We start from the raw sequence: 25,964 nt of genomic DNA on the forward strand, positions 1-25,964 counted from the left end.
GCATGTTGAAGAAATTTTTAGTACTATCGGCTGTCTGCTTGGCTCTCACTGCACAGGCAGCTGATGAGAAACCTCTCGTGGAGGATTCTCTGGTGAGTCAGCAGACTTCCATCAGTGAGACGATGCTTCGGTCATTGGAACCGACGTATCTGAGAAACGTAACACTCTCGTCGGGTTGGAAGGACAACTGGTTCATTGGAATCGGTGGCGGTGCTTCTGCATTTGCCGGTACACCACTCGGTTGTGAGGATTTATTTGGTCGCATCAAGCCTACGCTTCACCTGCAGGTGGGCAAATGGTTTACGCCAGCTATCGGTACACGGGTATCGTTCCGTGGCTTTGAGTTGAAAAACTCGGAGTTACAGGACACTCGCTACAAGCTGATGCACGCTGACCTGCTGGTGAATGTGGCTTCGTATTTTAATAAGGCTCGTGATGAGCCACGCTGGGACATTGTTCCCTATGCAGGTTTGGGGTTGATCCACAACGAGGACAGTGGGAACTGTCCTTTTGCATTCTCTTATGGTGTGGTGGGACGATATCGTCTTTCTCACAGATTGCATCTCACAATGGAGGTGAACGGTACTACTACATTTAAGGACTTTGATGGCTGTGGTGCTTCCCGTGAATTTGGTGACAATCTGGTGAGCCTGACCGCAGGTTTGTCTGTAACCCTTGGTAAGAGTGGATGGAAAAAAGTGGTGGATGCCAAACCCTACATTCAGCAGAATGATTGGTTGCTGGGATATTCGTTATCGATGGCAAACAAAAACAGACTGTTGGACGCTCGACACAAATCAGACTCAAGAGCTCTCGCAGAGATGCGCAAGATTCTGGAGATAGAAGGGTTATTGAAAAAATATGGCGACAAGCTGGAAAGCCTTTCTTCGGACGAGGAAGCCTCACAGACGGTTTCACTCTATCCTAAGAATGACTACAGTGGACTCAATTCGTTGATGGAGCGATTGAGAAAAGGTAAGTGGAATATGAATACCGGTAAGGACGGATTTCCAGGTGATTCCCTAAGTGAATCTACTAGGCAGTCGATGATGGCAATGATGTTGGCAGGTGATAGCGCACATACATCACCCTCCGATGAGCAGGCTTGGAATGCTTATCTGCTCGATATGAGCAATAACCGTTCTTGCATAGGTGCTCCTGTTTACTTCTTTTTCAAGATTGATACACACCAGTTGAGTGACCATAGACAGCTGATCAATCTCGATGAGATTGCTCGTGTGGCCAAAAAATATGACCTTCGTATCCGTGTGACGGGTGCAGCAGATAGTGCTACTGGCAGTAAAGAGCGCAACAGTGAGTTGAGCCGTAATCGTGCTCGATATATCTGTGAACAGTTGGTAGCGCGTGGTCTGAACGAAAAATATATTGCCAAAGTATCCATGGGTGGGGTTAGCGAACTTTCTCCCAACGATGGCAATCGGTTCACAAGGATAGAATTGTTCTTTGAACCAAAATAATGCTTTTTGTTATTTAATTTGGGGATAGTAGGCTGACCTGTGAAGGTCGGCCTATTTTGTCAAATAGATGTAGGCAACAATAGGTTTGAAAGAAATGTATTATATGCGTTGTTGTTCAGGTAATTAGCTCCTATTTTTTTGGTTATGCGCCGGAAAATTCGTATCTTTGTGTATGGTAAATAACTAAATATCAGACAGATGAAGAAGTTCCTATTCGTCCTTATGCTGGCTCTTTGCTCGGCATCCTCTTTCGCTCAGACACAGAGCAACAGTGATTCAACTTATGTTGCCACAGAACAGTGGGAATATAAATCGATATACATTAGAAACTCCCATAAGTTTGCAAAACAAGGTGAGGTTCATTTCGAAAACCATGATAAGACGCTGGATAAATATGGGCAACAAGGTTGGGAACTCGTTGCTGTCGCTCCACTAATAGCTTCAAATCTATCTTCTGGAAACGCTTATACCAGTTACTTATGTTATACCTTTAAGAGAAAGAAGATTGTCAGCAAGTAAGAAATCCATATTCAAAATGCTATATAGCCTCAGTTCGAATGCTATCGGATTGGGGCTTCATTTTGCAATTACTGTGGTATTACTTGCTATATAATAGCCTCAGTTCAGTGTATCGTCTTCGCTGGATTGAGGCTATTCTTTTTCCTTTGTACTTGCAGAATTCCAAGTATTCTTTGTGAAACTTGCGGTCGCCAGCTTCTATCTTTCGAAGCAATTTACTTTTAGGATACTTTCCATTACCCAAGATGCGGCCATAACCTACATTATAAGATAATGTGGCCAGAAGCAAGGAATCCACACCATATCCTCGAAATATAGCACAAAGTTTTTTTAGATCTGAACGCAATAAAGCATCAGCTTGTTTCTTTGTAAGAGACCAGTTAAGTTTCTCTCCTGGTTGTATGCAGTGCCCGTAGCCTATATATGGATAATCTTTCTTGGTATGAAGTCCCTCGTAGAATTTTATGCAAGCAACAGCCTTATCGAAATCAGACAAGGCATAAATGGATGAGGAATGTGATTGACGTAGGCTCTGAGCTTTTATCGGCGTAAAGCCAATTATGAATAGAAATAATAGGGTTATGTATTGCTTAGTTTTGTTTGTCATGTGTTTATAATAAAGACGGCAAGACTAATTCTACTCAATCTTGCCGTCATGTGTTTAGTTATGGATTATCTACCTCGATGGTAATGTTGCTCTTCAGCTACATTCTCAGTTTCTTGTTCACTATCGATTTCTGCTTGATATACCGTCATCTCCGTTAGCTTTTCATTTACTCCTTCAAGATTAGCATCCAAGCTGAAATCATGGTCGTATGGGAATTGATGAAGTACCGACATTCCTACGTTGGTAGCTGTTCCAACATCCATCGTATCCTTTTCTTGATTGTATTGAACATAGAGGACACTGCCATTATTCATTTCAAAGATGGGCATACGATTGGTTGCCATTTTGCTGAATTCTTCTGCCACCATAGCTTTGGCGATGTTCTTTACATCTTCGGTAGCATCACTGGGCAAACCATAACGATTGATAGCATCTCGTACTTCCTTTTCAGATACTTTACGCATAATATCATAAGTACCACCTACCTGGTTATTATTGACAACCGCATAATGGTTATCTTCAGCAATAACAGTATCTCCTGGATATTTAACGGCTTTGGCATAGGTTTTATCCATATCAATGCTATCGCCATTGTCGTATTCCCTTGCTTCTTTTAGAATAACGCTGGCATCCATTTTGTCCAAACGATTCGTATCATCAGACATTTGAAGATATTGAATGCTAGAGTAGAAGACAGGCTCTTTAGCAACAGATTCCTTGTTTTCATCCTTAACTTCCTCTTTGGGTGGAATAGGATCCAAACCTTGTCCTATACGTTCATTGATGGCATCAATGCGTTGTGTAATCATGGAGGATGCTCGTTTCACATCCAATAGAGTAGTTTTGAGAAACTCTGGAGATTCTTTCAGGCTTCCTAACCAAGATTTGAGGTATGCACAAGAGTCTTCTTTTACGTTTTTCTCCATACCATAACGACTGGCAATCAAGGCGGCACTAAGTTCAGCAACTAACTCCTCGCGAGAATATTCGGCAGATCCGAATCCATTTCCTTGCTTGAATCTGTTCAATCTTTCTTCCGTACCAGTGCTATGGGTCATTTCATGGAGAAGGTTACTGTAGAAACTTTCACCGTTGATAAATTGTGACTTTTCTGGTACTACTATCTCATCCTTGCTAATACTAAAATAAGCATTATCCTGATGCTTCGGATAGATTGGACATACCCATCCATTCTTTTCTATCATGGCATCAACAGCAGGGAAATCAATCATCTTACCATCTCCTTTTTTCTCTCCAGCATTGATTTTATTGACTTCTTCAAACTTTGCATAAAGCTCTGGACGAGCCTCTTTTAGATTGGTTTGGTCGAGATTGAATACATTATAAACTTGCATCCTAGGATAGACGGCTATGTTTTTCTTTTCCTCATTGGACATCTGCTTGTAATCATCGTACTTAATCTTCTCATGGCTATCCTTATCGATGCAGGTAAAGGTCGTAATGAACACGGGGAAACTTTTCTCACCTTTATTGATAGAGACCAATGGCAGTTTTTCACCATTCTCATCTACCATTGGCTTGCGAGCTCCTTGTTTATCTTTATCGAAATTGAGGGCAGCTACACGGTCGAAAGTGCAGAACACAGGGATTTTATAGCCATTCTTCTCACATTGAAGCATTAGCATCAGGGCATTCATACCATTATATTCACGCCCATTCATATTCTTCGGCCATTTCATTGAACCTTCAGTGAACCAAGGTTTCTTCCAGTCACCTTGCAGTGTCTCCATCTTCTCAATGAGCATATCGGCGAATCGTTCCAAGGCTCTGTCTTCAGCACTTGGACCATCGCTATTATAGAATTTCTTTCCGACCATAGTTATGCGTTTTGGTTCGTATTAGGAAAGGGCTGCTTCACCCATTCCGAGATTTCATTCACACGGCAAGAGAGGTTGAGCTTCTCTTGGTAACAGCCCAGTTCCAATTCTCCCTTAATTTCCACCTTGCCACTGGGAACAAGAGCTTTGCACTCATCATTCGAGAATCGGACAAAACGCACCCATGTAAACTCGAAAGTTTCTGCTACCTTTTCAGTACTGAAACCTGAGAAAATTTGATAGTTTCCACCATTCTTATCGGTCTTACGTTCAATCTGCTTGCCTAGAGTTCCCTTGAACTCCAAATCGCCAGTTACCGAATCGGTCTGTGAGGCTGGATTCAATGTAATCTGTTTGGCACTGAGATTTACGTACAAGTGTTCTGTGCGTTTCTTGAAATTCATCGTGCCCACAATTTCAACACGCTGACCGATGGTCAACTTGGCTGCTTCGTTTGTGTCATAGCCGTCTTTACCTACACTAATTTCTACTGAGATACCACTACCATTACGGTCTGTCACATCTACTTTCACTGTCATGGCTGTGAAGGGTTTACCATCTTTGCCTGTCTTCATCATCGCTGAGCGACTGATGATACCGTTTACTGTTGCTTCTGCTTTAATCATAGTTTGTCTATTTTATTGTTGTTTGTATGTTGTTTTTGATTTTCCTCACCTGGGTTATAATCAGGTGGCATTTCTATTGCTCTTCTTAGTTCGTAGTATGTCCATGCTCCTGATATGAGGATGATGACTAAGAATAGCTTAGCCACGAACTCATTAAAGAGCAGATAGACTCCAAAGTCCCAAAGGAAAACGGCAGTAGCTAATGCCGAAATACTTGCTAACTTTCTAGTTTTATGTGTCATAGTGTTTGTGTTATCTTCGAATTACTTCGTTTTGGTTTTCCGTTTGATTCTGTTGCTGCTCATAGTTTTGTGATACTTGACCAGCTACCACTATAGAGTTTACGATACCTGACAGTCTTTGTCGTTTTACATCATCACTCAGCTCGGTATTATTCAGCACCTGAGACAGCCTATTCAGTTCGTTAGGTGTCAATTCATGTATGAACTGCTGTTTGCCATTATTGATTTCCAAGACGGTTTTACCATCTTCTTTCAGAACCAAAGCACTATCTTTCATGCCAGGCAATAAGGAGGATAAGTCGATACGTTTATTAAGTGCCGCATCTGTGGCAGCCTGCATCTTCTCACTCTCAGATTTGTTATCTATCTGTACCGCCAATGCCATAAGCGAGGTAAACAAGGTCATAGCCATTTCTACAATTGGATCACCCATACCCATATGTTCACCCGAATCTTCTGACGATAGGATTTTCTTCATCCAATCATCGGGTGATAGAGTAGTGTCTATCTCAGAAGCGTTATTGGTTTTGTATTTTGCCAACAGGTCTTCGCCATTGGATAAGGCTTTCAATTGAATGTTTCCCTTTTCGGCAATCTCAGCCAAGTATGCAGCCGGATCTAAATCTCTTGTCGTTCCATCGGCTGCGATTTGTTTCACACTCAAATGAAGATGTTCCCCAGTGGTGCGTGTACCTGTATTACCAGTTACACCTAACTTCTGTCCTGCGTTCACTTCATCACCGGCTTTTACGTCAACACTACTCAAGTGTAGGTAGCTGAGCTGAACTTTATCACCATTCTCACGCTGATATTCCACCGTTACCGATTTACCTCCTGCAGTGTTGGCATTTTGATTTACAGCCACTACTTTTCCCTTATCTTCTGTTGCCAATATATCGTCCTGCTTGGTTCGGATATCAATACCTTTGTGCATCTGTTGCTTGGAAGAATCTGTAGGATCACTACGCATTCCGAACGGTGAAGTAACCAATATGAATTCATTACGTTTTAGAGGAAAGGAGTAATTACTATCAGTAGTATTCATTGATAATGAATTATTACTACCGTTAGTATTAGCTATATTACTATCTGTAGTTCGTGGGTTTTGTTCCACACCAATCTGCTTTCCTTGGGCTTTCATCTCCTCCATAACCATGCGGTCGTACTTTGCAAGGTTGTTACGTTCAATGATATTAATCAGGTTCGGAGCATACGTTCCAGCCGTAGCATATCCTGCTTTATCTAGCCCCTGTGCCCATCCTTTGTAGTTGTCAGGAGAAAGACTGAAACAGGCTGAATAGCGTTTGTTGTTTCTCAAAAATTGACTGTGGTGTTCATACGAATCACCCACACTGGCATAACTACAAAATTTCTCATTTGGTTTGTCATCTGTGTACAGTCCGTATTTTCCTCCATTGGCAATCCAGGAAGAAGTAGCTTTGATGCCAAAATGGTTGTTTTCATTTCGAGCCAACTGACTTTGTCCATTACTACTCTCCAAGATTCCCTGGGCTAGTGTTACGGAAGCGGGTATGCCATAGCGACGCATTTGCTCCATGGCATATTCCTTATATTGTTCTACGTATTGTTGATTTCTACTCATGATTATTCCATTTACATGTGACAGCCTATACGCATTTCCTCTTTCTCTTCAGGCTTGGCCTCCTGCTTTATTTCTTGTTTTGGATCTTCCTGCACGGATTGTTTCGGAGACTTCAACATATCACAGATAGCTACTCTATTTCCATCCCGAATCAACTTTGGTAGATATGTATCCAGCTGACCATAGCGGAATGAGGTTACATCTATCTGCTTTTGATTTTTAGAATCTTCGCCTTTTAGTCTTGGCAAGTCTAGAACCTTGGAAATAAGTTTGGCATCTTCGGCATAACTCTGATAGGTATCTCCAACTCTGAATAGCAACACAGCATCAGGATGCTTGGCTTTGAGTTCTATGTATTGCTTGAAGTTAGGGATTGAAATTATTTTGGTTTCTTCTTGTTCCCTGACGGCATTCTCTTGTTTTAGTTCAGGGTGAAGCACATCTGCAAAGAGCTTGGCAGCCAACTGATTTTTGTACAAGGCCATATCCTGGGCTATCCACATACGTTGCCATTGCTGTTGGGTAATCTCACGAGGCTTCAACTTTTCGGTTCCTTCAATAGTCGGCAAACAAAGCAATTTATCATCACGGGTTCGGAAGATGCTCACATGCGCAATCTTATCGGTATCTTCTTTGCTGACACCATTGTCAAAGAGGTCAAACTTCAAGTCTGGTTTATTCTGAGCCTTTACATAATACTTCATGGCCAGTTCCTGTCTGAGTTGTTGGCTTTCTTCAATCTGGTTTTGCTTAATGGTAGCGAAGAATTGATTTAAGTCGGTCTTCTCTGGATAGATGCTGAAACCATCTTCGTTCTGTGGCTTGAGGTACATAGCCCATCGGTTCTGGTCATCCTTCATCATCTGAATATGTTCGAAGATGGGTGACAAGGAACGGCTTACCGCTTCAGAAACATCCATCTTGGATTCTTCTTTCAAGTCCCAACCTTTAAGCTTCTCAATGGTTACTTGTTTGTTCTCAAAGTAGGTATCGTCGGGCTTATAGCCGAGAGCTCCATCATTATTGAAGAAGCGTACATATGTACTACCTCGTTTCAGCAACGCATTTTCAATGCGCTCTTTACTGAAGCCGGGCAAATCATTCTTGATAACTTTGGCATTGTTTTGGTTACGCTCAGCCTCTGACATCACTTCATCAGGAGTTAAGTAGAACGAGCGTTTCTCTCCGTTTGCTAATTGTACAACACCACCGGTAGCGGCGCACGCAGGCAGAACTACATCTGTAATTCCTGTCTTTGTGTCTTTGACCACCACAATTTCTTTACTCTTCTTATCGGGTATATCATGGAGTGCTTCTGCAATCACGTAGTTACCGTTTTTCACATTCCACTCCGAAGGCATGTACTCAGAAAGCACACTGGCAATTCGAGTGCCTTCACCTACTGCTTTAGTATAGGCTACTTCCACGATTTCTGGGTCATCGCTATCTGTCTTGGATAAGCCATAGTTCAGTTCTTTCTCATAATAGTCCAAGTCGAACTTTTGCTTGAACATCGAGCGTTCTTCGGGTGTGGCAAAGTTTCGGTCATCTATGCGCATACCGCCCTGACGAATGATGTCAATCATAATGGCGCATTCACGTGAATCAATTCTTGGAAGTTGCTTGGTTCGCTCCTCCATAATAATATCTTGATTCTCATCGGTGCGATATCTCACTGCCTCTCCTTTTTCTGCTTTATAAATGGTGTCAATAGCTGTATTTACATCGCTTTCAATGGCATCAATCAAACATTTGTTCTCTGCCAGTTCTCTCTGCCAAAATTCGATATTCTTCATGCTATCAGAAGAAAGTTTGGCTGGCAATCCAAATTCCTGCATCTTCACGCCAGCTGCCAGTTCTGCAATCAAGCTCTCGTACTTTTCTGCATTCTCGGAGGGTGATTGAGCCCCTTTCATCACCATGCCTTCACGAGCCAGTCGTTGCTGATGGCCGGTAGCCGTTACTACTTGACGCATCAACTCCTGTACATAGTCGGTGTAGTGCATGAAGTGTTTTTGGTCGGGCATATAGATACAATCCTTGGCAGAATCGTAACGTGGCATTCCACTTGGGTCTCTACGGATATTGACTAAATTGTCACGTATCTGTAAGGCGAAGTCATTGACGGCAATATGCAGTTTGGTTTCTTCGTTCTTGGTATGCAAACGGGATTCATTATCACCAACTTTCTCCAACATCTTTTGGTAGCGTTCTTTATCTACCATGGGCAAAGTAGTCTGATCCAAATTGAATAGGTTCACAATTTCTCGGTTATGAATGCCTTTGTACTGTTCCTTATCTTTTGAAAATAACTGTTTGTATTGTTCACGAGTGATGATGTCATCAGGGTTGTTGTGATTTACATACTCTGTCCAATTGTACCAATGAAATGGTGCTGATTGTTGTTTGGCCAATACGGCTGCACCATGGTTCTTGGCTTCATTAAAGGTGGTGTATAAAGCACTTTTGTAACCGCCTTGTTCACTATGCAATCCCAATGTAAGGGAATTGAATGCACTGACAGATACTCCTTTCGGATAAAATCTGGGAGCCATTCGCTGAGTGGTGTTCAGCCAATAACCACCGTTGGTCTTTGCAGCCTCCAGTGCATTTGTCAGCAAATCAACTTGTCGGTTGGCGGCGTTCTGTTCAGCTATAGTCTTTTCTTTCATGTTATGTTGTGTCTATGATTAGTCTATTTGAGTGTGACCATGCGGTCTCTGTCTTCGTTCTGTCCTTCCACAGTACGATAATTGTTTTGAGCCATCTGTGTCATCTGGTCATTCTTGGCTAGTATGGCATTGGCCAGTGTATTCAGAGGTAATGCACCTGCTTGATAAGCGGCTACTACGTTCTGAGGTAATTGAATGGTACAAGGAACTTTGTCGATATTGGCTATCAGACAACTTCCTTGAAGAGTTGGATTTTGGATTCTTGGATTCAATGCTTCATCGGCATAAGTTTTATAAACTGATTTCGTTACGTTATCACCATAGTCTCCGTGTCCTGTTAAGGCTTCCTTTCCTGCTTTGTTGATTAGGTTAGCACCACCAAGACCTATCAACGTCATTTTCAGAATTGGGTTCTTGATAAACATACCTGCCAGAATGCTGGCAATGGGTAAGAAGGTATCTTTCTTTCCAAATGTTTCTGTTTTTCCTGTAAACAGTCCGAGCAAAACATCTGGTAGCATAGAGATAACATAGCCCAGATTATGAGTTACATCTCCAATGCCATCTAATCCAATGTTGCTCAACAATCCTGACCAACCGTCTGTATTGCCAGTTGTCGATGCAGTTGTCGCTTGACTTTCTTGTTGCTTTTGCTCATAGGCTTCTTTTGCCGATGCTGGTTCTACATCCACCATCGCATTACTTTGCGTTTTTTCTTTCTTGGCTGCTTCTTGATTGGCTTTTACCTCTCGTTGTGCTGCCAAGTATTCTTCTTCATGTCCCGGAGCTACCACCATCGGAACATTGGCATATTCTTTCTTACGTTGATTCGTTACAGTAGATAAGTCTAACTCCCAAGGTTGTTTGGTAGCTGGTTTGAAGAGGTCTTCGTAGAAAGGTTTTTCTGTAGCTATTCCCATTTTCTTGTTAAGTGTTTGATTGACGGATAATACATACGGATTCTCCCAGGACTTGATTTGACTGCCTTTCTTACGAAAGTCTGCAAAGACATTGGCTTTACTTCCAAATACGCCTTGGCTTATACAGTCTTCTACTGTGATGGTCTTTGCACCTTTATCGTTTTTATTGCTTAAATAATCGATACCACTGAATGCTACTTCAAACCCGACAAACCGTCCTAAGCTGGCCCAAGAACCAACACCACCAGTGGATAGTGCATCAATACCAATGGAGCTGACCTTTGCCGTTCCTTTTTCAAGAATACTTGGGTTATAGGCCTTTTCACCACGTTCAGCAATATGATGGTCAAGTGCTGACCTTGACAGAATGGTTGATATGCCGAATAGACTGCCTTCTCCTGCTTTCCGAACAATGTACTCCACGGATGATTTGGGCATACGGTCTTTGACTAGTTTGTCTATCATCATCTGCTGCACTCGGTAATCCACATAGGCGTAGGCCATATCCATACCCAATTTCTCGCTCATGGCATCATATCTTTCTCGGCCTATTTCTTTTACGACTGCATTGCGCCATTCAGAGGATAATTTCAATAAGTCATTTTGAAAATCTTTATTCCCTGCTATCTGCTTTTGGCACATTTCAAGGTAGTCTTCTGTGGTCTTGCTGTTCCATTTGCCGGTGAGTTTTACATACTGCATGGAATCATCGGGCATGTTATTCATGCTATTGGCCATTGAACGCATGATTCCACCAAAGCTCATTTGATAATCTGCATATTCCTTTACCTGTTTGTTGCTCAAGTCCGATTGAACATTGCGCATCACAGGAGCAAACGAAGTATCGAAATACCGCTGTAAGCAGTATTCCACTTCTGCAAATCGTTTTGAATTCTTTATAGCCATACGTTAGATGCTTTGTTGTAGTAGTTGTTCTTTGGTTTGTTCAATGGCATTGTGATACATCTCCATCTGCTTGGGAAAGTATTCTTCCAACCATTCTTCTTTGTCTATCTGATTCAAGAGGAAACGGATAGCCTGTTCTCGTTCAATCTCGATAGCGGCTTCTCCGTCCTCGCTGTTGTTGAACCAACTTTTGGTCCACCATCTCAATCCTGCCTGGTCGGGATAGACACTTACGATTCTGGGTATATCAAAACTCTGGATGTCGATGTCTAATCCAGCCAAGGGGTCAATCAGTATTCCGTCGGATAAGGCTTGCTCTTCAGCTTTTTTTTTTCGAGCGAAGTCATTGTGGACAGAAATATCTGATGACGAAGTGCCATGTAGTTCAGAAAATCGCCGATAAGCAGATTCTGAACCTTACTCACCAGAGGCATGGATCTTCTTCCAATACCCAATGGATTGACCATCGAGGGTATGGATTCATAGAAATAGTCTTTCATGGCTGCTGCTGAGAACAAATGGCGCAAGGATTGTTCGGTGCGTTGCGGACAACTGTATAGACCTTCATGCAGGTCGTTCATATAGTTGGCAAAGAAGCGCATCATCAATTTCTCAATCTCATCCTTGTCCTTGTCATAATCGGTATGTACGTCCATATCGATGGCGACAAACTCAGGTTGCGCCTTTCCTTTCTCAGACCATGTCTTGGCATTTCCATAGAGCATGGTAATAAACTCTACCGGGTCAATCTCTTCGCCATCGTATTTCACTTCCATGTGAAGCAGATCCGAACTGACACCTACGGCCAGTCCTGCCTTAACCTGTTGCCCAAACTGCATGAACACATTGCTCATGTGAGAATAGGTCACTTCATATTTGCTGTATTTGATGACGACATAGAGCCCATACTGCTTTCTGTCGATACCAATACCTGAAACCACTCCGTCTGCTACGGCAGCCAAAAAGTAGTTATTGGTCTTAAAATCAATTCCATGATGGAAAAATGATTCTCCGGTCTTCGGATGTTTCTGCTTCCCATATCGCAAGGTCAGCTGTACATCTCTGTCTTTTTCTTCAAAAGGCATACAGTATCCACTGGTGGATAGCAGGTTCATGTCTTGTGTATAGTTCATATTCTACTCTTTTTAGTAATTATCTGCCTCGACGAACTGTCGGACTGGATGCTTCTTCGGTTTGTGCAACGGGATTTTGTTCCGGCTGTTGAGCGGTGGAACGTCCTTCTGTATTTTCGTTCTGCTGTGTCTGACCACCCATGATCTTATTCATATTGAAGTTGTTTCCGATGACCATCATACCTAAGATGGCACCGGCTATCTTACCCAGCCAACCAAACCTGCCGAAGCATAAGAAGGCTGCACCAATCAATCCGGCTAAGCCCAGTCCTGAGACTTTACCATTGCCGATATTCTTGAAGAAATCGCCAATCATACCTAGTCCGTTCCCACTGAACAGCCCTTGAAAGAAATTACCAAGGCCACCTGTTGAATTATTGGCTCCTGATAACATATTACCTGCGCTCTCAATGACTTGACCTGCTGATGTGACTGTCTTCTCGACACCATCAACGGTTGCTCCAACGACATTGCCTACCTTTTCGGCAGTTTCTTCACCAACCAAAACTTCTGTGGCGGTTTTCACTACAGGCTTGTCATTGGCAATACTTTCCCAAGCAAGGTATCCCATACCGCCACCTACAACAGCCGTTTTAGTAGCTGCACCAGCACCTTGCAAGGTTCTTCCGGGGTGGACAATCGGATAGGTAACAAATCGTCCTACTTTTCTGACGGCTTGGTTCCTGGCTGCTGATGCTATTGAACTCCATATTCCCATATTTTTATCTGTTTTTGTGTTACATTAAAATCCACGATGCCCATTACGTTTCCAACGTTCCATCGCTTCTCTCACTATTTTCTTTTTATCGGCAGGGTCTCTTGGGCCATCATGTATCTCATCCCATATATCCGTCATAGAGGTATATTTTACGGCTCTAGTCAGTCGTTTGAGCTTCTTATTCATGGTCTTGAGTTTCGGTCGAATGGCAAATACGATCTCCATCCGTTCCTTCTCTGTCATCTTATTATTACTCAAACATACCTGCCGAATATCATTGACAATCTCTACACTGTTCAGAATCAATTCCCGATAGATGGCATTCCGTCTCGAAGAAAGGGCAACCGCCAGTGCGTTGCTCGGTGCATTGCTCAACTGGTCGGAAAACTCGCCAAGGTTCACTGCCATGCGGTCAATCTCATGATAGAAACCATAGATTTCTGCGGCATAGGTGACTATGGAACGGAAGCAATTGAGGTAATTATTGAACTTCTTTTGAATGTCCGTTGTACCTTCAACTTCCTCTTTGAGCCACAAATGACCGGTTGTCTCCAACAGCATTGCTCTCTTTTGGGATTTCAGTTCATCCTCTGCCTTTTGAGTATAGACAGAAATCATCCCGGTCAGAGTGGGGTCAACCTGAGCATGAGATTTTATTCCCAGTGTACATATGAATAGGAACATCATTAGTTTCTTCATGCTCATTCTTAGTATTGTGAAACAACTCTTGCAGACCTGCGCCAACGTTCGATAGCCATTGCTGCCACTTCACTATTGTCTCGGTCAATCATGCCTGCCGTTGCATTATTCCAGACATCGGTCATGGTGTAATAACGAACACTGAGATAGAGCTTCCGTAGCATTTTATTGAAAGAGGATAGTCTATCTTCCAATGCCCATAGCATTTGAGAACGTTCAGCCCCGGTCAGCATATTCATTTCTCCACCCGTTGAGATACCTTCTCGTAGCAAGGTGAAAACAGAAATCAGTTCTGTGGCCGTTTCTATATACAGGTTGTTCATCGATATGGAAGCCACAAGACCTTGCGGATTATTTTCAATGACCTTCTTCATTTGACCCAGGGTGATGAAGATATGAACACCATCATGGTAGAGCGATGTTCCTGCCTTGAGGGTAGAAGCATAGCCGTTTACTGTTTTCAGATAACCACTGTATTTGCCTTCCCATTCCTTTATCTTGTTATACTCGGCAGCCATGGTGTTTTGCAGGATAGCGGTATGGGTTTGTCCTTTGGTTTGGCTTTGAATCTGTTTGTTGATAAGTTCGTTACCTTCTGCCAACGCCAACCATTCTCCCGGATTCATCACCACCCATTCGGCTCGGATAGGTAGTACAGAAAGACATAGCAGTCCCACTGCCAATATTCTTTTATCGATTCGCAATTTCATAGATTCCCTTTCTTCTTCGGTTTAGTTCAACTCTTTCTCTGACCAATGACGCCAAGTCCAAATCATTCTTCACGCCGATGATGTCTAACTTGGGTGTACTGCGGTCGCCAGAATAGATGGTTATTGTTTTCAACCCACAGATTTGCTGCATGAGTGTTCTATGCCCATTGAAATCGACAATGCGATACAACTCCAGATATTCACTCTTGCGGGTAAACACTCCATGATTCATGATGAGCTGCTCCTCGTTGATTCTACACTCAATCCGTCTGAGATAGATAAAGGTGTAGAGCAATCGGACGGCTAACAGCCCTGCAATAATCAGACATAGATTTGCCAATGGCATTTCATCCATACCACCGGCAATGAAAGCTACCGAGGTGATGATGAGCATGGGCAATTCATTGATGACAAACTGCATCCAGTGAGGCTGCAGAATGATGGTTCTGTATCGTTGTATCGGTGGTTGAGCCATGGTCTATCTTCTAAAGTGATGTTTATGTTCTTCGCTGTCTTCTTCGGATTTTTCTTTTTTCTGTTTGTCTTCGAAGTCATCTTTTATCTCTCTGTATTCACCATCAGTCCCGTCAATGGCAGTTTCAATTATGTCCTCATTGGAGTACATTTTCTTATCCAGCAGCTGATCATTCCAATCTTTATATCGTTCATCACAGGGACTATAGACAATCTGACCGGGTCTTTCACGATATTCATTGGCGGCTTTGGTCAATTCTTCACGATATTTATCAAACTGACTTTGTGCATTCTCCTTGATAGTTTTCAAGTCTTCTTCGCACAACCTATAGCCACTAGTGGTTGCTACGTGATACTCTTCTGAAAGGGTCTCATATTTGCCATAGATGAATGAGATGGGATAAGGAAGATAGTCGGTATCTCCAGAGAAAATATCATCTGGATTACGTAACGTTTTCATGTAGTCCGTTATGGCTGGACGCTCTCCAACAGATTCAATGCCGAGTTTCTTCAAGGCTTCCTCGAAACGAAAATCATGCAAATCTATCTCTTGGTTATTCTTACTGTTCTGTACATCCACCACAACCAATTTCCCATTCTCACCGATATGTGAGTAAAAGGATTTATCGGCTCTTGTCAAAGCGAAATTGATGGCAAAGGTTCTGCCGGCAAGGTCTCTGTCAAAGCCGATATAATGCTTGGCATGATTGGTCTCTGCAAACATCCCCTTAAACTGATGAATACTTGGATTGCCGCCTGTACTTACAAAGACTGCATTTTCCAAATCGTGGAGCTCTTGTTCGAATTCACGAATCTCTTCATCTCCTCTGTACGAACTTTTACTTTGCATGTCTTCATAGCCACCAATGGTATCTTCCAACTGCTCTTTCTGAATCTGATAGTATGCCATTGCATCAAATGCACTCTCAAACCAATAAACATGTTTGGCTTGATCCAAAGGCTCACAAGACAGATTGGCTATCCACATTCCTTCGGTTGCGTTGGTTCCTGCTGCCATACCTTTATAGATGGTCTTTCCTTGTGCATTGGTTCTGCTTCGTTCTTCCAGTCCCACAAATGTTCCAAGATTATTGGGCTTCTGCATCGGAAAAGAGAGGTTGGCATATTCCTTACCATAGCTTCCTTTTCGGATGGCAATGAAGAAGTTATTGTGAAAATCTCGTTGGGTATCAAGGCTAATACCTCTGTTCTTGAAATAAGGGTAGAATGCCTTTTGGGAATCCCAATCATTCAGCCGAAAATCCAGTCGCTGATAGTCATTGATATTAAACACTCGTTGGGAACGTTCTCTCTCGGCTATGATTGAAGGTCGTTCTGGTATCGGATTGTTCAGCAGTCTATTGCAGACCAAGTTGACCAACCTGTCAGCATTCATGCCCGGTGTATAGTCACTGAACAAATGTGGATGCTCCTTGATGAAGCTGATAACATTATAATTCTTCAGTTCAGGTGGCTGGAAACAACAAAGGCCATTTCCTGTGACAATATACTTATCGCCACGGACACGTTTACCATTGCTATCCATACGGACATATGATGGGTAACGCAAGCCATCACGCCTGTTGAGCTGATAGCCTGCATCTACCAATAAGTCCTGTATGTTGATGCGACTCTTAAAATCGTCGTAGGTTAATTCTGCCATAGGCTGTCTATTTAGTGTTCGAATACTTCCATGACTTTGGTTTCAGCAATGTTGGCCATGGTAAATTCTTCCATGCTTTTGTCCATTACGGTATTCACATTGCTAAGGGCTACTTCCAAGTTGGCAGCCTGTACCAGATAGGTTACATTCGTGCGTTTCTCGGAACCGGTCTCTTCATCCAAGGTGATAAAGGACAGTTTTACCTTGAACCATTTGTCATCCTCTTCATCATCGCTGAAGAAGACTTCTTTATAAGGTGCGGGATTGATATTCTTGATTTCGATACCACCACGCACTCGTGTTTTAAGTTCTTTCAAAGATCTGCTTTCTGCTTCACCGAAACTCATGGCATCTGTGGTGTATATTTCGTTGGCCTTCTTTTCGGTGCCGTCTTCCATCTGTTTGAGATAGCACACTGTCACCTCAAACCAATAAGCTGTTTTTGCTCTCATGTTCTATTTTAGTTTTAGTGTAATTACGCAGATACTATGAAATGTATATACTATCTGTAGTAATACTATTAAAGTAGTATCTGCACAATATCTGTTTGTTACGTCTGTTATTACATACCATGATGCAACTCTCTGTGCATCATTTCAGTGTTTGCTGCCGCTTCAAAGTTACGGGCTGCAACATCCATCGGTGTATCTACGCCAGGCTTGAAATACGCTCTTGGCTCCGGGCCATGATGGTGTTCCATATAGACTTCAGGAGCTGATCCATGATGATGAAACCCTCTGCCCAGTTCACCCAAGACAGTCGCTCCGGCAAGTAAGGCAGCTCCGATTTTTACTCCTAATCCAACACCATCCCCATCCCCACGGCCTTTCATCTCTACTTCTGGAAAGACTTTGGAGAAGAGTTTCATGCGGTGGTAGTCATCAATGGCCATGAACTTGTCATACTGCTTTTGCGTTATCTCATGGCTGACGACCTGTCCGTCAATGATGGCGGTCATGCTATATTTCCCCTCGGTCTGTTGGCCTTCCTTTTCTTTATTTGCGGTTTGCTCGGTGGGTCTATTGGTAATAGGCTCGACACGAATTTCATCCACTGATACTTCACGACCATGCCGGCCTTCACGATACCATCCTTTGTTTTCATCTATATACTGTAAGTCGTTTCCATTCATCTGTACACCGCCTTCCTGTAATGGGGCTAATTCGGGATGAATGTTTTGCTGTTGTTCTTGATCGACGAGCTGGTTCTGTTCGTCATCCATCATCTGTCCTTGCTGCTGTTCTTGGCCAAGTCCCAACTGCTGATTTATTTCTGCTTTCGCTTTTTCGCTCAATGGAATATTGATGCTTTCCTTGCTATTGAGAACATCCATGGTGATACTCCCTGCAAAGTCTTCTTTCAAGATAGCATAAAGGGTTTCCAGCCTCTGTTCAAGCGGTACTTCCTTCAATGAATTACTTGTGAGAAGCTTTAGTTCTTCAGGTTTTAAGTCATATTGGAGGTCGGCAGGAGAACTGGCTGACTGAACAGTCAATGTTTTGGTTGTCGGGTCAATAATCAAACCATGAGAGGTCAAGACTTCTTGCCATTTCTCATTGGTGAAATAGACAGGTGATGTAATGACATCTTTATAAGGTTCTGCTGGCTGTGTGGTTCTTGGACGAGCTTGAATTGGTTGGATTACGGTCTGTAGATCCTGTAGAACGTCTTGCTTAACGGAGGGTTGTTGTCCTTTCCAATAAAAGCCGTAACCACCGCTCTGAAGTTCTCCTGGTTTCATGCGTCCATCAGGACGATTTGGAACCATAGGCGCACCTGCTGGGTAATAGAGTCCTCCATTGATTCGTCTCAGATGAAAACCATCTTGTTGGCGAGGTGTCCATCCCAAGAATGGAACAGGGCCATGCATTCCCATAGCTCTCCAGCCTTGGCGGAAAGATGGCATGGGATTACGACCATATTCACCTACACCAATACGATAGCCGTGCAAGCCCATGGCTACTCTGCCATTGGCATTGCGAGCATGAACAAAGTTCTTGGGCATATCGAAGTCATTAGCTACAAGATTCGTGAAAGTGTTATAGGCTTTCTTGTTGGCCGAATTGGTTCCCCAGTCGGTTAGTGCCTGTAACTGTCTCTCGCTGATAGGATAGTTGAGTACAGGGTAATCATGTCCCTGAACAACCAATTGGAAGCCATTGCTGCTGGCATGGATATGCGCTTGCATACCATTTCTCAGTAGGATGTCCTGAAGCTCAGGTTGTAGATCCAACGAACGTGGGTTTGTATTTTTTCTGATTGACATAGTCTTAGGAATGATTAGGCATCACCATCTTCCATTGCTGTCTCCAGTTGTGCCTGCTTGAATTCAACGAACTCGGCTGCACTGTCATGGTTGATGGCTTTGCCACGGCTTTCACAATAGTTTTTGTAATCTTCTTTCCATTCCTTTGAATGGTGGTTGACGTAATCCAGCCAACCATACTCGCCGTTCTGCATTTTCTCGACGAGCTCTTCTTCTGTGTAGAATTTCTCTTTTGCCATGTGTCGTTACATTTTGTGTGTTACTTGTTGTTTGCGTGATTCGCTCTTCTTGTTGAGCTCACTCCACATCTCATCGGTATATTCCTCTTCGGGAGTATAGTCCAGGTTGCCATTCTCATCCATAGTCCAACAGCCGTAGATGCCGAAGTTATATTTCTCCCATTCCTTCTTGGGCTGTGAACGCCATTGCAGTTCATCCCCCTTAGAAACACGGACACCTGTAAGGTCATCCAAATCGATTCCCATGGTTACAGGTTCATCATCAATGCTCACTGTAAGTGGCTTGCCATTGCTAAGGCATGAAAGTTCTGCATTGCTCAAATGGAAATGGTCGCAGATGAGCTGCAGGTTTCGTCCGATGACGGGAGTAGGAACGGAGAGTACTTGTCCTGTCTCAAAATCAACCTGATGGAAGGCCATTACTTCACGACCTTCTGAGGTGGTCATAGGTTCAATAATGGCATGGCCAGCTTCCAAAAGTTTCTGCTTGTCTTCTGGAAACTGGGATAAGTCGGTTTCGATTAACTGAGGAATGAAGATTACATCCACCTTATCCTCTTCGTTTCTCATCAGGCAGAAGCGAGTACGGCAAGTAATGACTTCTCCTTGGTCATTGGTCACTTTTACTGGCAATACAGGAGAACGTCTGCCAGCAAAGATTCCTTTCAAGGCATGTTCCGGTAGGTCTGTAATCATTTCTTCGGTTAAACCAAACTGTTGGAGAATCCCATAGGGCATCTCCTGTTCTGAAAATGTTGTTTCACTCATATATTTTTGTGTTTGCGTTATAATCTGGGCACAAAATTATAGTGGTAAATTGTTGTGAACGATTTAGTAAGACAGAACAGGCTTAGTTTTCAGAATAATTAATCGAAACAGAATTATTATACTTTGTAATCATACTCAAAACTATTGTTTGGGTATCTCTTTTTAATGGAAAAATTAGTAAAGTGTTGCTTTTCAAAGTAGATAGAGATTATAATACTGCTGATAGCTTCGTTTTGAGTATGAAAACTGAATTTGATGACTTAATGGATGTTTAATTTTGGCTGTTTCTTGATGATATAGATATGATTTCAAGAATGGATGGTAAGGAGAGTGTACTTTTGCAGGTATGAAAGCGAAAGTATCCTTTTTTATACTGGCCTTACAGTGTTCACTTTGCAAGGCTCAGTTTCATACGGTGAGCAATGGCTCTAACCTTTATAAAATAGAAACAGTAGCCGAAGTACCTGGTGGTAAATTGGCTACTGATATTGTTGAACCCTCTAATGAGAGGGAAGTTTGTAATGCTGTGTCTGACAACGATGGCGTTCGTGAGCAGTTGATAGCTCAATACATCAGTGTGTCTTATCCTTTGAAGAAGATACGTTTGAATTCCAACTATGGTGTTCGTAAAGACCCATTCACAGGAAAGCCAACCAAGCATAATGGAGTTGACTTACAAGCAAAAGACGATGAAGTCTATAGTATGATGCAGGGAAGAGTGAAGAAAGTCGGCAAAGACAAGCGTTCGGGTAATTATGTAGTGCTTGAATATGGAAACTATACAGTTTCTTATTGCCATCTCTCCAAAGCATTGGTTCGGAAAGGTGACAGTGTGAATGCAGGTGATGTTGTCGGTATATCTGGTTCTACAGGTCGTAGTACCGGTGAACATCTTCATTTGACCTGCAAGTACAAGGGAAAGTACGTCAATCCTTCAATCTTGCTGGATTACATAAAGGAGACTCAGGCTGAATGTTTGGCACAGCTGAAGTCCATTGTCGTGTAGTGCAATTAAAACAACTTATTGTCCGACCCATGCGATCTGTTCCATGCGTCATAATCAGAGTACGTAGAAGTATCACCCCAGAAGATTGACTTTCTTTTACGTCTCTTTTTCTTTTTATCGCCACTACCAAACATCTTAGAAAAGATGTAGATTCCAAGTATGATAAGTATTAATCCGTCCATATTATTAGCATTGAATTTATATGCAAATATACTCATTTTTAGCGAGATAGCCAAATTTGTAAGCAGGTTTATGGATTGATACAGAGAGATTTATACGAAGTGTTGCTTTCAAAATTTTCGATGGCTAATTATCTTTTGAAATATAATAATGATACCAATCTATAGAATTATATAGCATGTCAAACAATAATTAATCAGTAACCTTATATTGGTTATTTTAAAGAGTAGTTAAAAAACGATTTTGGTCTTGTTTTACTTTGCCTATTTCCAAATATTGCTGTCCGATAAAAGTTTTATAAAATAAAAAAATAAAGGGCTGAATTCATATGAGTTCAGCCCTAATTATGTTACTTTATTTTACCACAAACAAAATCACCACAATATGGGTAAAAGTACACATTTTAGCGGACAGCCGCTCTATAGTCAGATAATAAGTTTGCTTGACAAGACAAAAATTCTAAAAATCAGTAATGAACTCGGTGGAGAACGCTACATAAAGCGGTTTGATTGTTGGACACATACCGTTGTCATGCTCTATGCTGTCATTATGCGTTTTGATTCTTTGCGTGAAATAACAGCCTCCCTTCAGGCTGAAGCTCGTAAGTTGAATCATCTTGGAATTTCTATGATGACATCACGAAGCACATTATCCGACGCAAACAAAAGGCGTCCTGAAGCTGTCTTTGAATCTATATATCGTAATCTATATGCAAAATACCATCATCAGCTTTCTTCGGACAGCAGGTCTCACAATGAGCCAAAATGGATGAGTCGTCTGCAGATAATAGATTCTACGACTATCTCATTATTCTCCAATATATTATTTAAAGGCGTTGGGCGTCACCCTAAAACAGGCAAGAAGAAAGGAGGAATAAAAGTCCACACTGTAATACATGCCAATGAGTGTATACCTTCGGATATTAAGTTCACCTCTGCTGCAACGAACGATTCCTTCATGTTAAATCCAGTATCATTAAACAAAGGAGACATTATGGCTATGGACCGTGCCTATATAGATTATGTCAAGCTTGAGCAAATGACACAGAAAGGAGTTATATATGTAACTAAGATGAAGAGGAACCTTAAATATCATATTCTGAATGATATAATATATCAGACTCCTGATGGATTTATGGAAATAATAATCCAACATGTGTATTTCTCTAAAGAGCAAAGGAATGGAGAAACTCTTATACATAAAGCTCGTATTATAACATACGTTGACCTGAAAAAGCATAAACTGATACATCTTCTAACAAATGATATGGAATCTGATCCAGCAGAGATTGTAGAAATATACCGCAAAAGATGGGAAATAGAGCTACTTTTTTATGGATAGCTGCACCTTATGTAAAGTCGTTCATTTTTCATTGTTGATTTATAGATAGTTCCAACGATTACTTTACTGTTCGACTTTACATAAATAGTATCATCTTAGTCTTTTCAACCATTCGAGCAGGTTTTTATCATTTTCCCAGAGCTTCATGCCATTGCTTTTTGGATTGATGTCCACGTAAGCATTTTCGAGAGCTTCTCGTTTTTGCTTGCTGTCTGCTCTTGCATAGATGTCTGTTGTCTGTATTGAACTATGTCCAAGTATATCTTTAATATAGACAAGGTTTACGCCGCTTTGAAGAAGGTGCATTGCTTTGCTGTGCCTGAGGGAATGGCAGCTTATTTTGTCGAGGATAAGTTCCGGATGTGCCATTCTGGCCATTTGTATATATGACTGCATGATATATGTAACACCTGCCCGTGTTAGTTTTTCTCCTCGGCTATTATAGAACAATGGATGCTTCTTGTTTTCTGATTTTTGTGAGTGACATTCTTCCAAATAGTTTCTTAGGATGTCTGTTTGTTCATCCATGAGCGGTACTATTCGACTCTTACGCCCTTTTCCGGTCAGTCGGATAGTATAAGGTCTACTTTCTATCCTTATACATTCGACAGTCAGGTCTATGATTTCTTGCACCCGGGCCCCTGTATCGTACATCAACGCAAGCAAGGCCAGGTTGCGCCGACCTTTACCCGTAGTAGTGTCTGGTTGTTCAAGAAGCAATTTGATGGCATCGACAGTTAAATAGTTGATTGTTCGCTTCTCTGTCTTCAGAGCTTTGATGCTCCCTATTTGCTGCCAGGTGGACAGGCGACCAATATCCTCATATTGGAGGTATTGAGTAAATGAGCAAATCGCTGCCAAACGGTAGTTTCTGGTTGCATTGCTGCATTTCCTTTCGTCTTTTATCCATTGCAGGAAGTTGATTATATTTTCCTTATTCAAACACTCCAACGTGAGTTTTTCTACAGGAACACACTTCTTATTTCTCATAAAGGTAATAAACTGGATAAAAGTGTCTGTATAAGATTTGATCGTGTTGGGACTCACATTTCGGTGATGCGGAAGATATTCGGACAAGAAACGACTGATATGTTTGGCAAAGTCTGTATTAGTCTTCATAAAGTACTCCTTTCCTTAGTTTAGGGTATACAAATGCGTTTATAGGTGCTGTTTGCCCTGCAAGTTCCGGGTACATATCCATTGTTAGCCTAACGTACTGCTCCGTAGCAGAGATAGCCTTGTGACCCAGGCAAGTCGATAAGATTGGCATACTGGTATACAAGTCTGTTCCGTTGTGAGCCATGCGTTCCAAAGCATGCACCGCAAAAGTATGTCTTAAGTCGTGTACCCGAGGCCCCTGATGATTTCCGATATGTGGTATTCCGCATTCTTTCAATATACGTCTGAACCAAGTATATACACACCCGGCTCTTGAAGGTGTGCCATCCGGTTTGACGAACAGAAAAGAGTCAGGCGTAGCCACATCTTTTATAGGCATTCTGTCACGATACGATATATATTGGTCAAGAACAATTTTCATAGTTTCTCCTATCGGGATTATACGCTCACAGCCATTCTTGCTTTTGCGGACAATGATGTACCCCTGTGCCAGGCAGACGTCCTTATTCTTAATGGACAAAGCCTCTGAAACTCTTGCCCCAGTACTGTATAAAAGTCGGATAAGAGCCGGGATAAATATTATGGAGCATGTCATGTGGCGGTCGTACAGACGCAACTCTTCCGTTTTAATCATGATAGCTTTTATCTGTTCATGCGTGAAGATATAAGGGGTAAAACCTTTCTTGGAACTCCGGTATTGTGGTAATGAGGGGATGTAGCACTCATGCCCCTGACGGCACATAAAACGTGTAAACTGATTCCATACGGAGTACTTTGTATAGAGAGTGCTACCGGCATCATTATTTCTTGTCTTTCTCCATTGCTCAATGATTTGGCTTGTGACAACGGCATCTGTAATCCCTTGACAGATATAGAACTTATCGATTTCCAGCAAAATCCATTTTGTGCGCAGTGTATTTATACCGGAGGCATTTTTCAGTTCGACAAAGTCGTTCATATAAGAGGCAAGAGAGCTCTTATAGATAAATGATTCACTCATAAAAGGCTCCTCCTTTCTGTACATAGAAGTCTGCGTTGACCGGCTGTACCGGTAGGGCGCACATCTGTAAGGAGTTTATGTCTATTTTGAGGTAAGTCATGGTAGAAGAAGTAAACCTGTGACCAAGGGATTCCGAGATAACAGGGAAACTGACTCCGTTCTCAAGCATAGTGCTAGCCAGACTGTGTCGCATGGAGTGTGCCCCATGATGACGATATTTTATAGATACACCGGCTTTGGAGATGATATTGTTGATAGCACTGCAAACCATCGACCCGTTCGAATTCACGTACGGAGCACGTGTTGAGAGAAAAATGTGATCAGAATCGGATTCCACACGTCCATATTTAAGATAATCGATAATGGCATTGCCCACATCTGCTAACAGTGGGAGTTCAATGGATTCTTTAGTCTTATATTGAATCAGTTTGATGATGCATTTTTCCCAATCGATATTGAAAAATCTTAAGTTGGCTATATCAGAACCCCTAAGTCCTAACCGGGTCGCAAGTAAAAGCATGGCATAGTCCCGTTTGCCACTCCCTCCGGCATGATCAACAGAAGATTCTATTTTTGCCACCTCTTCAGACGTATAATAAGAGGGTATCCTTTCTTTTTTGATCCACCTGTAATTCCTTAGAATCGATTCCTTATCCTTAGAGATGATATGTTGGTCAAACCAGAAGCGGAAAAGAACACGCAGGCTGCTAACGATGTTGATTTTATTATTCTCCGTATTGGATATAAACTTGATAATATGATATTCTGTTATGCTATTAGGTGTCTGCACGCCTTGTGTATAGAGGTATTTCAGAAAAATACTCAAATACAGTTCATAGCAATTAATCGTAACTTGACTGCGACGAAGGGTGCGAAGATGGACTATCAACTTTTTCATCTCTTCCCCCAATGAACCTTCCAACGTATGCCGCACACATTCAGTAGTGTTTTTGCGAATGTATCCCAGATTCAGATAATCATCCAAAACTTGTATACTCCTGATTTTCTCCCGGTCTTCATGGCGGAGGTCTTCCTTGGACACCTTCTCCGAAATATACCGAAGGCCGACTTCCGGAGTGTAAATGGAGATAGACTGCTCTTTCATAAATCGCAAAATACCGTTTCGCCAAAGCGAGCGGTACTTACTAATACGCGAAACGGTGTAGCAAGCATTGGTGAAGTAGTGAACACAACTGTCAATCAATCCGTTAATTTCTTTTTCCTTCATAAACTATAT

25 protein-coding genes are annotated in these 25,964 nt (G+C 42.1%); 4 read left to right on the forward strand and 21 right to left on the reverse strand.

What is annotated here, in order from left to right; genetic code table 11:
* Window positions 1–2 precede the first annotated feature (2 nt).
* Entirely contained in the window at window positions 3–1,478 is a 1,476-nt protein-coding gene (locus tag M1P97_RS23250) for an OmpA family protein (protein WP_249390366.1), read from the forward strand.
* Between the two features lie 198 nt (window positions 1,479–1,676).
* Window positions 1,677–1,997 (forward strand): DUF4177 domain-containing protein, encoded by a 321-nt coding sequence (locus M1P97_RS23255; protein WP_249390367.1) that lies wholly within the window; start codon window positions 1,677–1,679, stop codon window positions 1,995–1,997.
* 79 nt (window positions 1,998–2,076) lie between these two features.
* Here M1P97_RS23255 and M1P97_RS26470 read toward each other — a convergent pair whose 3' ends face one another.
* The 18 genes from M1P97_RS26470 to M1P97_RS23340 all read right to left on the reverse strand — a co-directional run bounded on the left by M1P97_RS26470 (window position 2,077) and on the right by M1P97_RS23340 (window position 20,081).
* A complete protein-coding gene (locus M1P97_RS26470) occupies window positions 2,077–2,604 on the reverse strand; it encodes a glycoside hydrolase family protein (RefSeq protein WP_394803941.1) in 528 nt (175 codons plus the stop codon).
* 65 nt (window positions 2,605–2,669) lie between these two features.
* Window positions 2,670–4,442: a zincin-like metallopeptidase domain-containing protein gene (locus tag M1P97_RS23260; protein ID WP_249390368.1), complete on the reverse strand. Its 1,773-nt coding sequence runs from the start codon at window positions 4,440–4,442 to the stop codon at window positions 2,670–2,672.
* 2 nt (window positions 4,443–4,444) lie between these two features.
* A complete protein-coding gene (locus M1P97_RS23265) occupies window positions 4,445–5,068 on the reverse strand; it encodes a hypothetical protein (protein ID WP_249390369.1) in 624 nt (207 codons plus the stop codon).
* Window positions 5,065–5,310, reverse strand: coding sequence for a hypothetical protein (locus M1P97_RS23270; protein WP_249390370.1), 246 nt, complete (start codon window positions 5,308–5,310; stop codon window positions 5,065–5,067). The genes M1P97_RS23265 and M1P97_RS23270 overlap by 4 nt, the downstream gene beginning before the upstream one ends.
* Before the next feature lie 10 nt (window positions 5,311–5,320).
* A complete protein-coding gene (locus M1P97_RS23275; protein WP_249390371.1) occupies window positions 5,321–6,913 on the reverse strand; it encodes a glucosaminidase domain-containing protein in 1,593 nt (530 codons plus the stop codon).
* 11 nt (window positions 6,914–6,924) lie between these two features.
* Window positions 6,925–9,585 (reverse strand): MutS N-terminal domain-containing protein, encoded by a 2,661-nt coding sequence (locus tag M1P97_RS23280; RefSeq protein ID WP_249390372.1) that lies wholly within the window; start codon window positions 9,583–9,585, stop codon window positions 6,925–6,927.
* Between the two features lie 23 nt (window positions 9,586–9,608).
* Window positions 9,609–11,411, reverse strand: coding sequence for a hypothetical protein (locus M1P97_RS23285; protein ID WP_249390373.1), 1,803 nt, complete (start codon window positions 11,409–11,411; stop codon window positions 9,609–9,611).
* A 3-nt stretch (window positions 11,412–11,414) separates the two neighbouring features.
* Window positions 11,415–11,693: a hypothetical protein gene (locus M1P97_RS23290; RefSeq protein WP_249390374.1), complete on the reverse strand. Its 279-nt coding sequence runs from the start codon at window positions 11,691–11,693 to the stop codon at window positions 11,415–11,417.
* An 8-nt stretch (window positions 11,694–11,701) separates the two neighbouring features.
* A complete protein-coding gene (locus M1P97_RS23295; RefSeq protein WP_249390375.1) occupies window positions 11,702–12,544 on the reverse strand; it encodes a M23 family metallopeptidase in 843 nt (280 codons plus the stop codon).
* Window positions 12,545–12,563: 19 nt separating this feature from the next.
* The gene (locus M1P97_RS23300; RefSeq protein ID WP_249390376.1) at window positions 12,564–13,262 is read right to left on the reverse strand and encodes an antitoxin; all 699 of its coding nucleotides are present in this window, start codon (window positions 13,260–13,262) and stop codon (window positions 12,564–12,566) included.
* Between the two features lie 24 nt (window positions 13,263–13,286).
* Window positions 13,287–13,961, reverse strand: a complete 675-nt coding sequence (locus M1P97_RS23305; RefSeq protein ID WP_249390377.1) for a hypothetical protein — start codon at window positions 13,959–13,961, stop codon at window positions 13,287–13,289.
* An 8-nt stretch (window positions 13,962–13,969) separates the two neighbouring features.
* Entirely contained in the window at window positions 13,970–14,671 is a 702-nt protein-coding gene (locus M1P97_RS23310; protein ID WP_249390378.1) for a hypothetical protein, read from the reverse strand.
* The gene (locus tag M1P97_RS23315) at window positions 14,652–15,146 is read right to left on the reverse strand and encodes a PH domain-containing protein (RefSeq protein WP_249390379.1); all 495 of its coding nucleotides are present in this window, start codon (window positions 15,144–15,146) and stop codon (window positions 14,652–14,654) included. The genes M1P97_RS23310 and M1P97_RS23315 overlap by 20 nt, the downstream gene beginning before the upstream one ends.
* A gap of 3 nt (window positions 15,147–15,149) precedes the next feature.
* Window positions 15,150–16,715, reverse strand: a complete 1,566-nt coding sequence (locus tag M1P97_RS23320) for a toprim domain-containing protein (RefSeq protein WP_249390380.1) — start codon at window positions 16,713–16,715, stop codon at window positions 15,150–15,152.
* A gap of 104 nt (window positions 16,716–16,819) precedes the next feature.
* Window positions 16,820–17,260, reverse strand: a complete 441-nt coding sequence (locus tag M1P97_RS23325; RefSeq protein WP_074636785.1) for a DUF4494 domain-containing protein — start codon at window positions 17,258–17,260, stop codon at window positions 16,820–16,822.
* Between the two features lie 110 nt (window positions 17,261–17,370).
* Entirely contained in the window at window positions 17,371–19,074 is a 1,704-nt protein-coding gene (locus M1P97_RS23330; protein ID WP_074636783.1) for a hypothetical protein, read from the reverse strand.
* 14 nt (window positions 19,075–19,088) lie between these two features.
* Window positions 19,089–19,313: a hypothetical protein gene (locus M1P97_RS23335; RefSeq protein ID WP_074636780.1), complete on the reverse strand. Its 225-nt coding sequence runs from the start codon at window positions 19,311–19,313 to the stop codon at window positions 19,089–19,091.
* A 6-nt stretch (window positions 19,314–19,319) separates the two neighbouring features.
* Window positions 19,320–20,081, reverse strand: coding sequence for a DUF4099 domain-containing protein (locus M1P97_RS23340; RefSeq protein ID WP_249390381.1), 762 nt, complete (start codon window positions 20,079–20,081; stop codon window positions 19,320–19,322).
* A gap of 346 nt (window positions 20,082–20,427) precedes the next feature.
* Here M1P97_RS23340 and M1P97_RS23345 point away from each other — a divergent pair, with 346 nt between their 5' ends.
* Together M1P97_RS23345 and M1P97_RS23350 are read left to right on the forward strand one after the other, a co-directional pair.
* Window positions 20,428–21,087 carry a M23 family metallopeptidase gene (locus tag M1P97_RS23345; protein WP_074636775.1) on the forward strand — a complete coding sequence of 220 codons (660 nt, stop codon included), beginning with the start codon at window positions 20,428–20,430 and terminating at the stop codon, window positions 21,085–21,087.
* Between the two features lie 564 nt (window positions 21,088–21,651).
* On the forward strand, window positions 21,652–22,608 hold the full coding sequence (locus M1P97_RS23350; protein WP_218132452.1) for an IS4 family transposase: 957 nt from the start codon (window positions 21,652–21,654) through the stop codon (window positions 22,606–22,608).
* A gap of 90 nt (window positions 22,609–22,698) precedes the next feature.
* On the opposite strand, the gene M1P97_RS23355 is transcribed toward M1P97_RS23350, so the two are convergent.
* Genes M1P97_RS23355 through M1P97_RS23365 form a run of 3 tightly spaced genes read right to left on the reverse strand, consistent with a single transcriptional unit; the run spans window position 22,699 to window position 25,955 of the window.
* On the reverse strand, window positions 22,699–23,727 hold the full coding sequence (locus M1P97_RS23355) for a site-specific integrase (protein ID WP_074636772.1): 1,029 nt from the start codon (window positions 23,725–23,727) through the stop codon (window positions 22,699–22,701).
* Window positions 23,717–24,727, reverse strand: a complete 1,011-nt coding sequence (locus M1P97_RS23360; protein WP_074636771.1) for a tyrosine-type recombinase/integrase — start codon at window positions 24,725–24,727, stop codon at window positions 23,717–23,719. Before M1P97_RS23360 ends, M1P97_RS23355 begins: the two co-directional genes overlap by 11 nt.
* The gene (locus M1P97_RS23365; RefSeq protein WP_074636768.1) at window positions 24,720–25,955 is read right to left on the reverse strand and encodes a site-specific integrase; all 1,236 of its coding nucleotides are present in this window, start codon (window positions 25,953–25,955) and stop codon (window positions 24,720–24,722) included. Before M1P97_RS23365 ends, M1P97_RS23360 begins: the two co-directional genes overlap by 8 nt.
* Window positions 25,956–25,964 lie beyond the last annotated feature (9 nt).

The organism is Parabacteroides leei, from assembly GCF_023369805.1.
GTDB lineage: Bacteria > Bacteroidota > Bacteroidia > Bacteroidales > Tannerellaceae > Parabacteroides > Parabacteroides leei.

Excerpts from the sequence above, each read along its gene's own strand:
- M1P97_RS23275 (WP_249390371.1), bottom strand. The coding sequence starts at position 6,913 with ATGAGTAGAAATCAACAATACGTAGAACAATATAAGGAATATGCCATG.
- M1P97_RS23350 (WP_218132452.1), top strand. The coding sequence starts at position 21,652 with ATGGGTAAAAGTACACATTTTAGCGGACAGCCGCTCTATAGTCAGATA.
- M1P97_RS23325 (WP_074636785.1), bottom strand. The coding sequence starts at position 17,260 with ATGAGAGCAAAAACAGCTTATTGGTTTGAGGTGACAGTGTGCTATCTC.
- M1P97_RS23295 (WP_249390375.1), bottom strand. The coding sequence starts at position 12,544 with ATGAACTATACACAAGACATGAACCTGCTATCCACCAGTGGATACTGT.
- M1P97_RS23345 (WP_074636775.1), top strand. The coding sequence starts at position 20,428 with ATGAAAGCGAAAGTATCCTTTTTTATACTGGCCTTACAGTGTTCACTT.
- M1P97_RS23305 (WP_249390377.1), bottom strand. The coding sequence starts at position 13,961 with ATGAAGAAACTAATGATGTTCCTATTCATATGTACACTGGGAATAAAA.
- M1P97_RS23285 (WP_249390373.1), bottom strand. The coding sequence starts at position 11,411 with ATGGCTATAAAGAATTCAAAACGATTTGCAGAAGTGGAATACTGCTTA.
- M1P97_RS26470 (WP_394803941.1), bottom strand. The coding sequence starts at position 2,604 with ATGACAAACAAAACTAAGCAATACATAACCCTATTATTTCTATTCATA.
- M1P97_RS23335 (WP_074636780.1), bottom strand. The coding sequence starts at position 19,313 with ATGGCAAAAGAGAAATTCTACACAGAAGAAGAGCTCGTCGAGAAAATG.
- M1P97_RS23280 (WP_249390372.1), bottom strand. The coding sequence starts at position 9,585 with ATGAAAGAAAAGACTATAGCTGAACAGAACGCCGCCAACCGACAAGTT.
- M1P97_RS23260 (WP_249390368.1), bottom strand. The coding sequence starts at position 4,442 with ATGGTCGGAAAGAAATTCTATAATAGCGATGGTCCAAGTGCTGAAGAC.
- M1P97_RS23255 (WP_249390367.1), top strand. The coding sequence starts at position 1,677 with ATGAAGAAGTTCCTATTCGTCCTTATGCTGGCTCTTTGCTCGGCATCC.
- M1P97_RS23315 (WP_249390379.1), bottom strand. The coding sequence starts at position 15,146 with ATGGCTCAACCACCGATACAACGATACAGAACCATCATTCTGCAGCCT.
- M1P97_RS23250 (WP_249390366.1), top strand. The coding sequence starts at position 3 with ATGTTGAAGAAATTTTTAGTACTATCGGCTGTCTGCTTGGCTCTCACT.
- M1P97_RS23340 (WP_249390381.1), bottom strand. The coding sequence starts at position 20,081 with ATGAGTGAAACAACATTTTCAGAACAGGAGATGCCCTATGGGATTCTC.
- M1P97_RS23330 (WP_074636783.1), bottom strand. The coding sequence starts at position 19,074 with ATGTCAATCAGAAAAAATACAAACCCACGTTCGTTGGATCTACAACCT.
- M1P97_RS23310 (WP_249390378.1), bottom strand. The coding sequence starts at position 14,671 with ATGAAATTGCGAATCGATAAAAGAATATTGGCAGTGGGACTGCTATGT.
- M1P97_RS23300 (WP_249390376.1), bottom strand. The coding sequence starts at position 13,262 with ATGGGAATATGGAGTTCAATAGCATCAGCAGCCAGGAACCAAGCCGTC.
- M1P97_RS23270 (WP_249390370.1), bottom strand. The coding sequence starts at position 5,310 with ATGACACATAAAACTAGAAAGTTAGCAAGTATTTCGGCATTAGCTACT.
- M1P97_RS23365 (WP_074636768.1), bottom strand. The coding sequence starts at position 25,955 with ATGAAGGAAAAAGAAATTAACGGATTGATTGACAGTTGTGTTCACTAC.
- M1P97_RS23360 (WP_074636771.1), bottom strand. The coding sequence starts at position 24,727 with ATGAGTGAATCATTTATCTATAAGAGCTCTCTTGCCTCTTATATGAAC.
- M1P97_RS23355 (WP_074636772.1), bottom strand. The coding sequence starts at position 23,727 with ATGAAGACTAATACAGACTTTGCCAAACATATCAGTCGTTTCTTGTCC.
- M1P97_RS23265 (WP_249390369.1), bottom strand. The coding sequence starts at position 5,068 with ATGATTAAAGCAGAAGCAACAGTAAACGGTATCATCAGTCGCTCAGCG.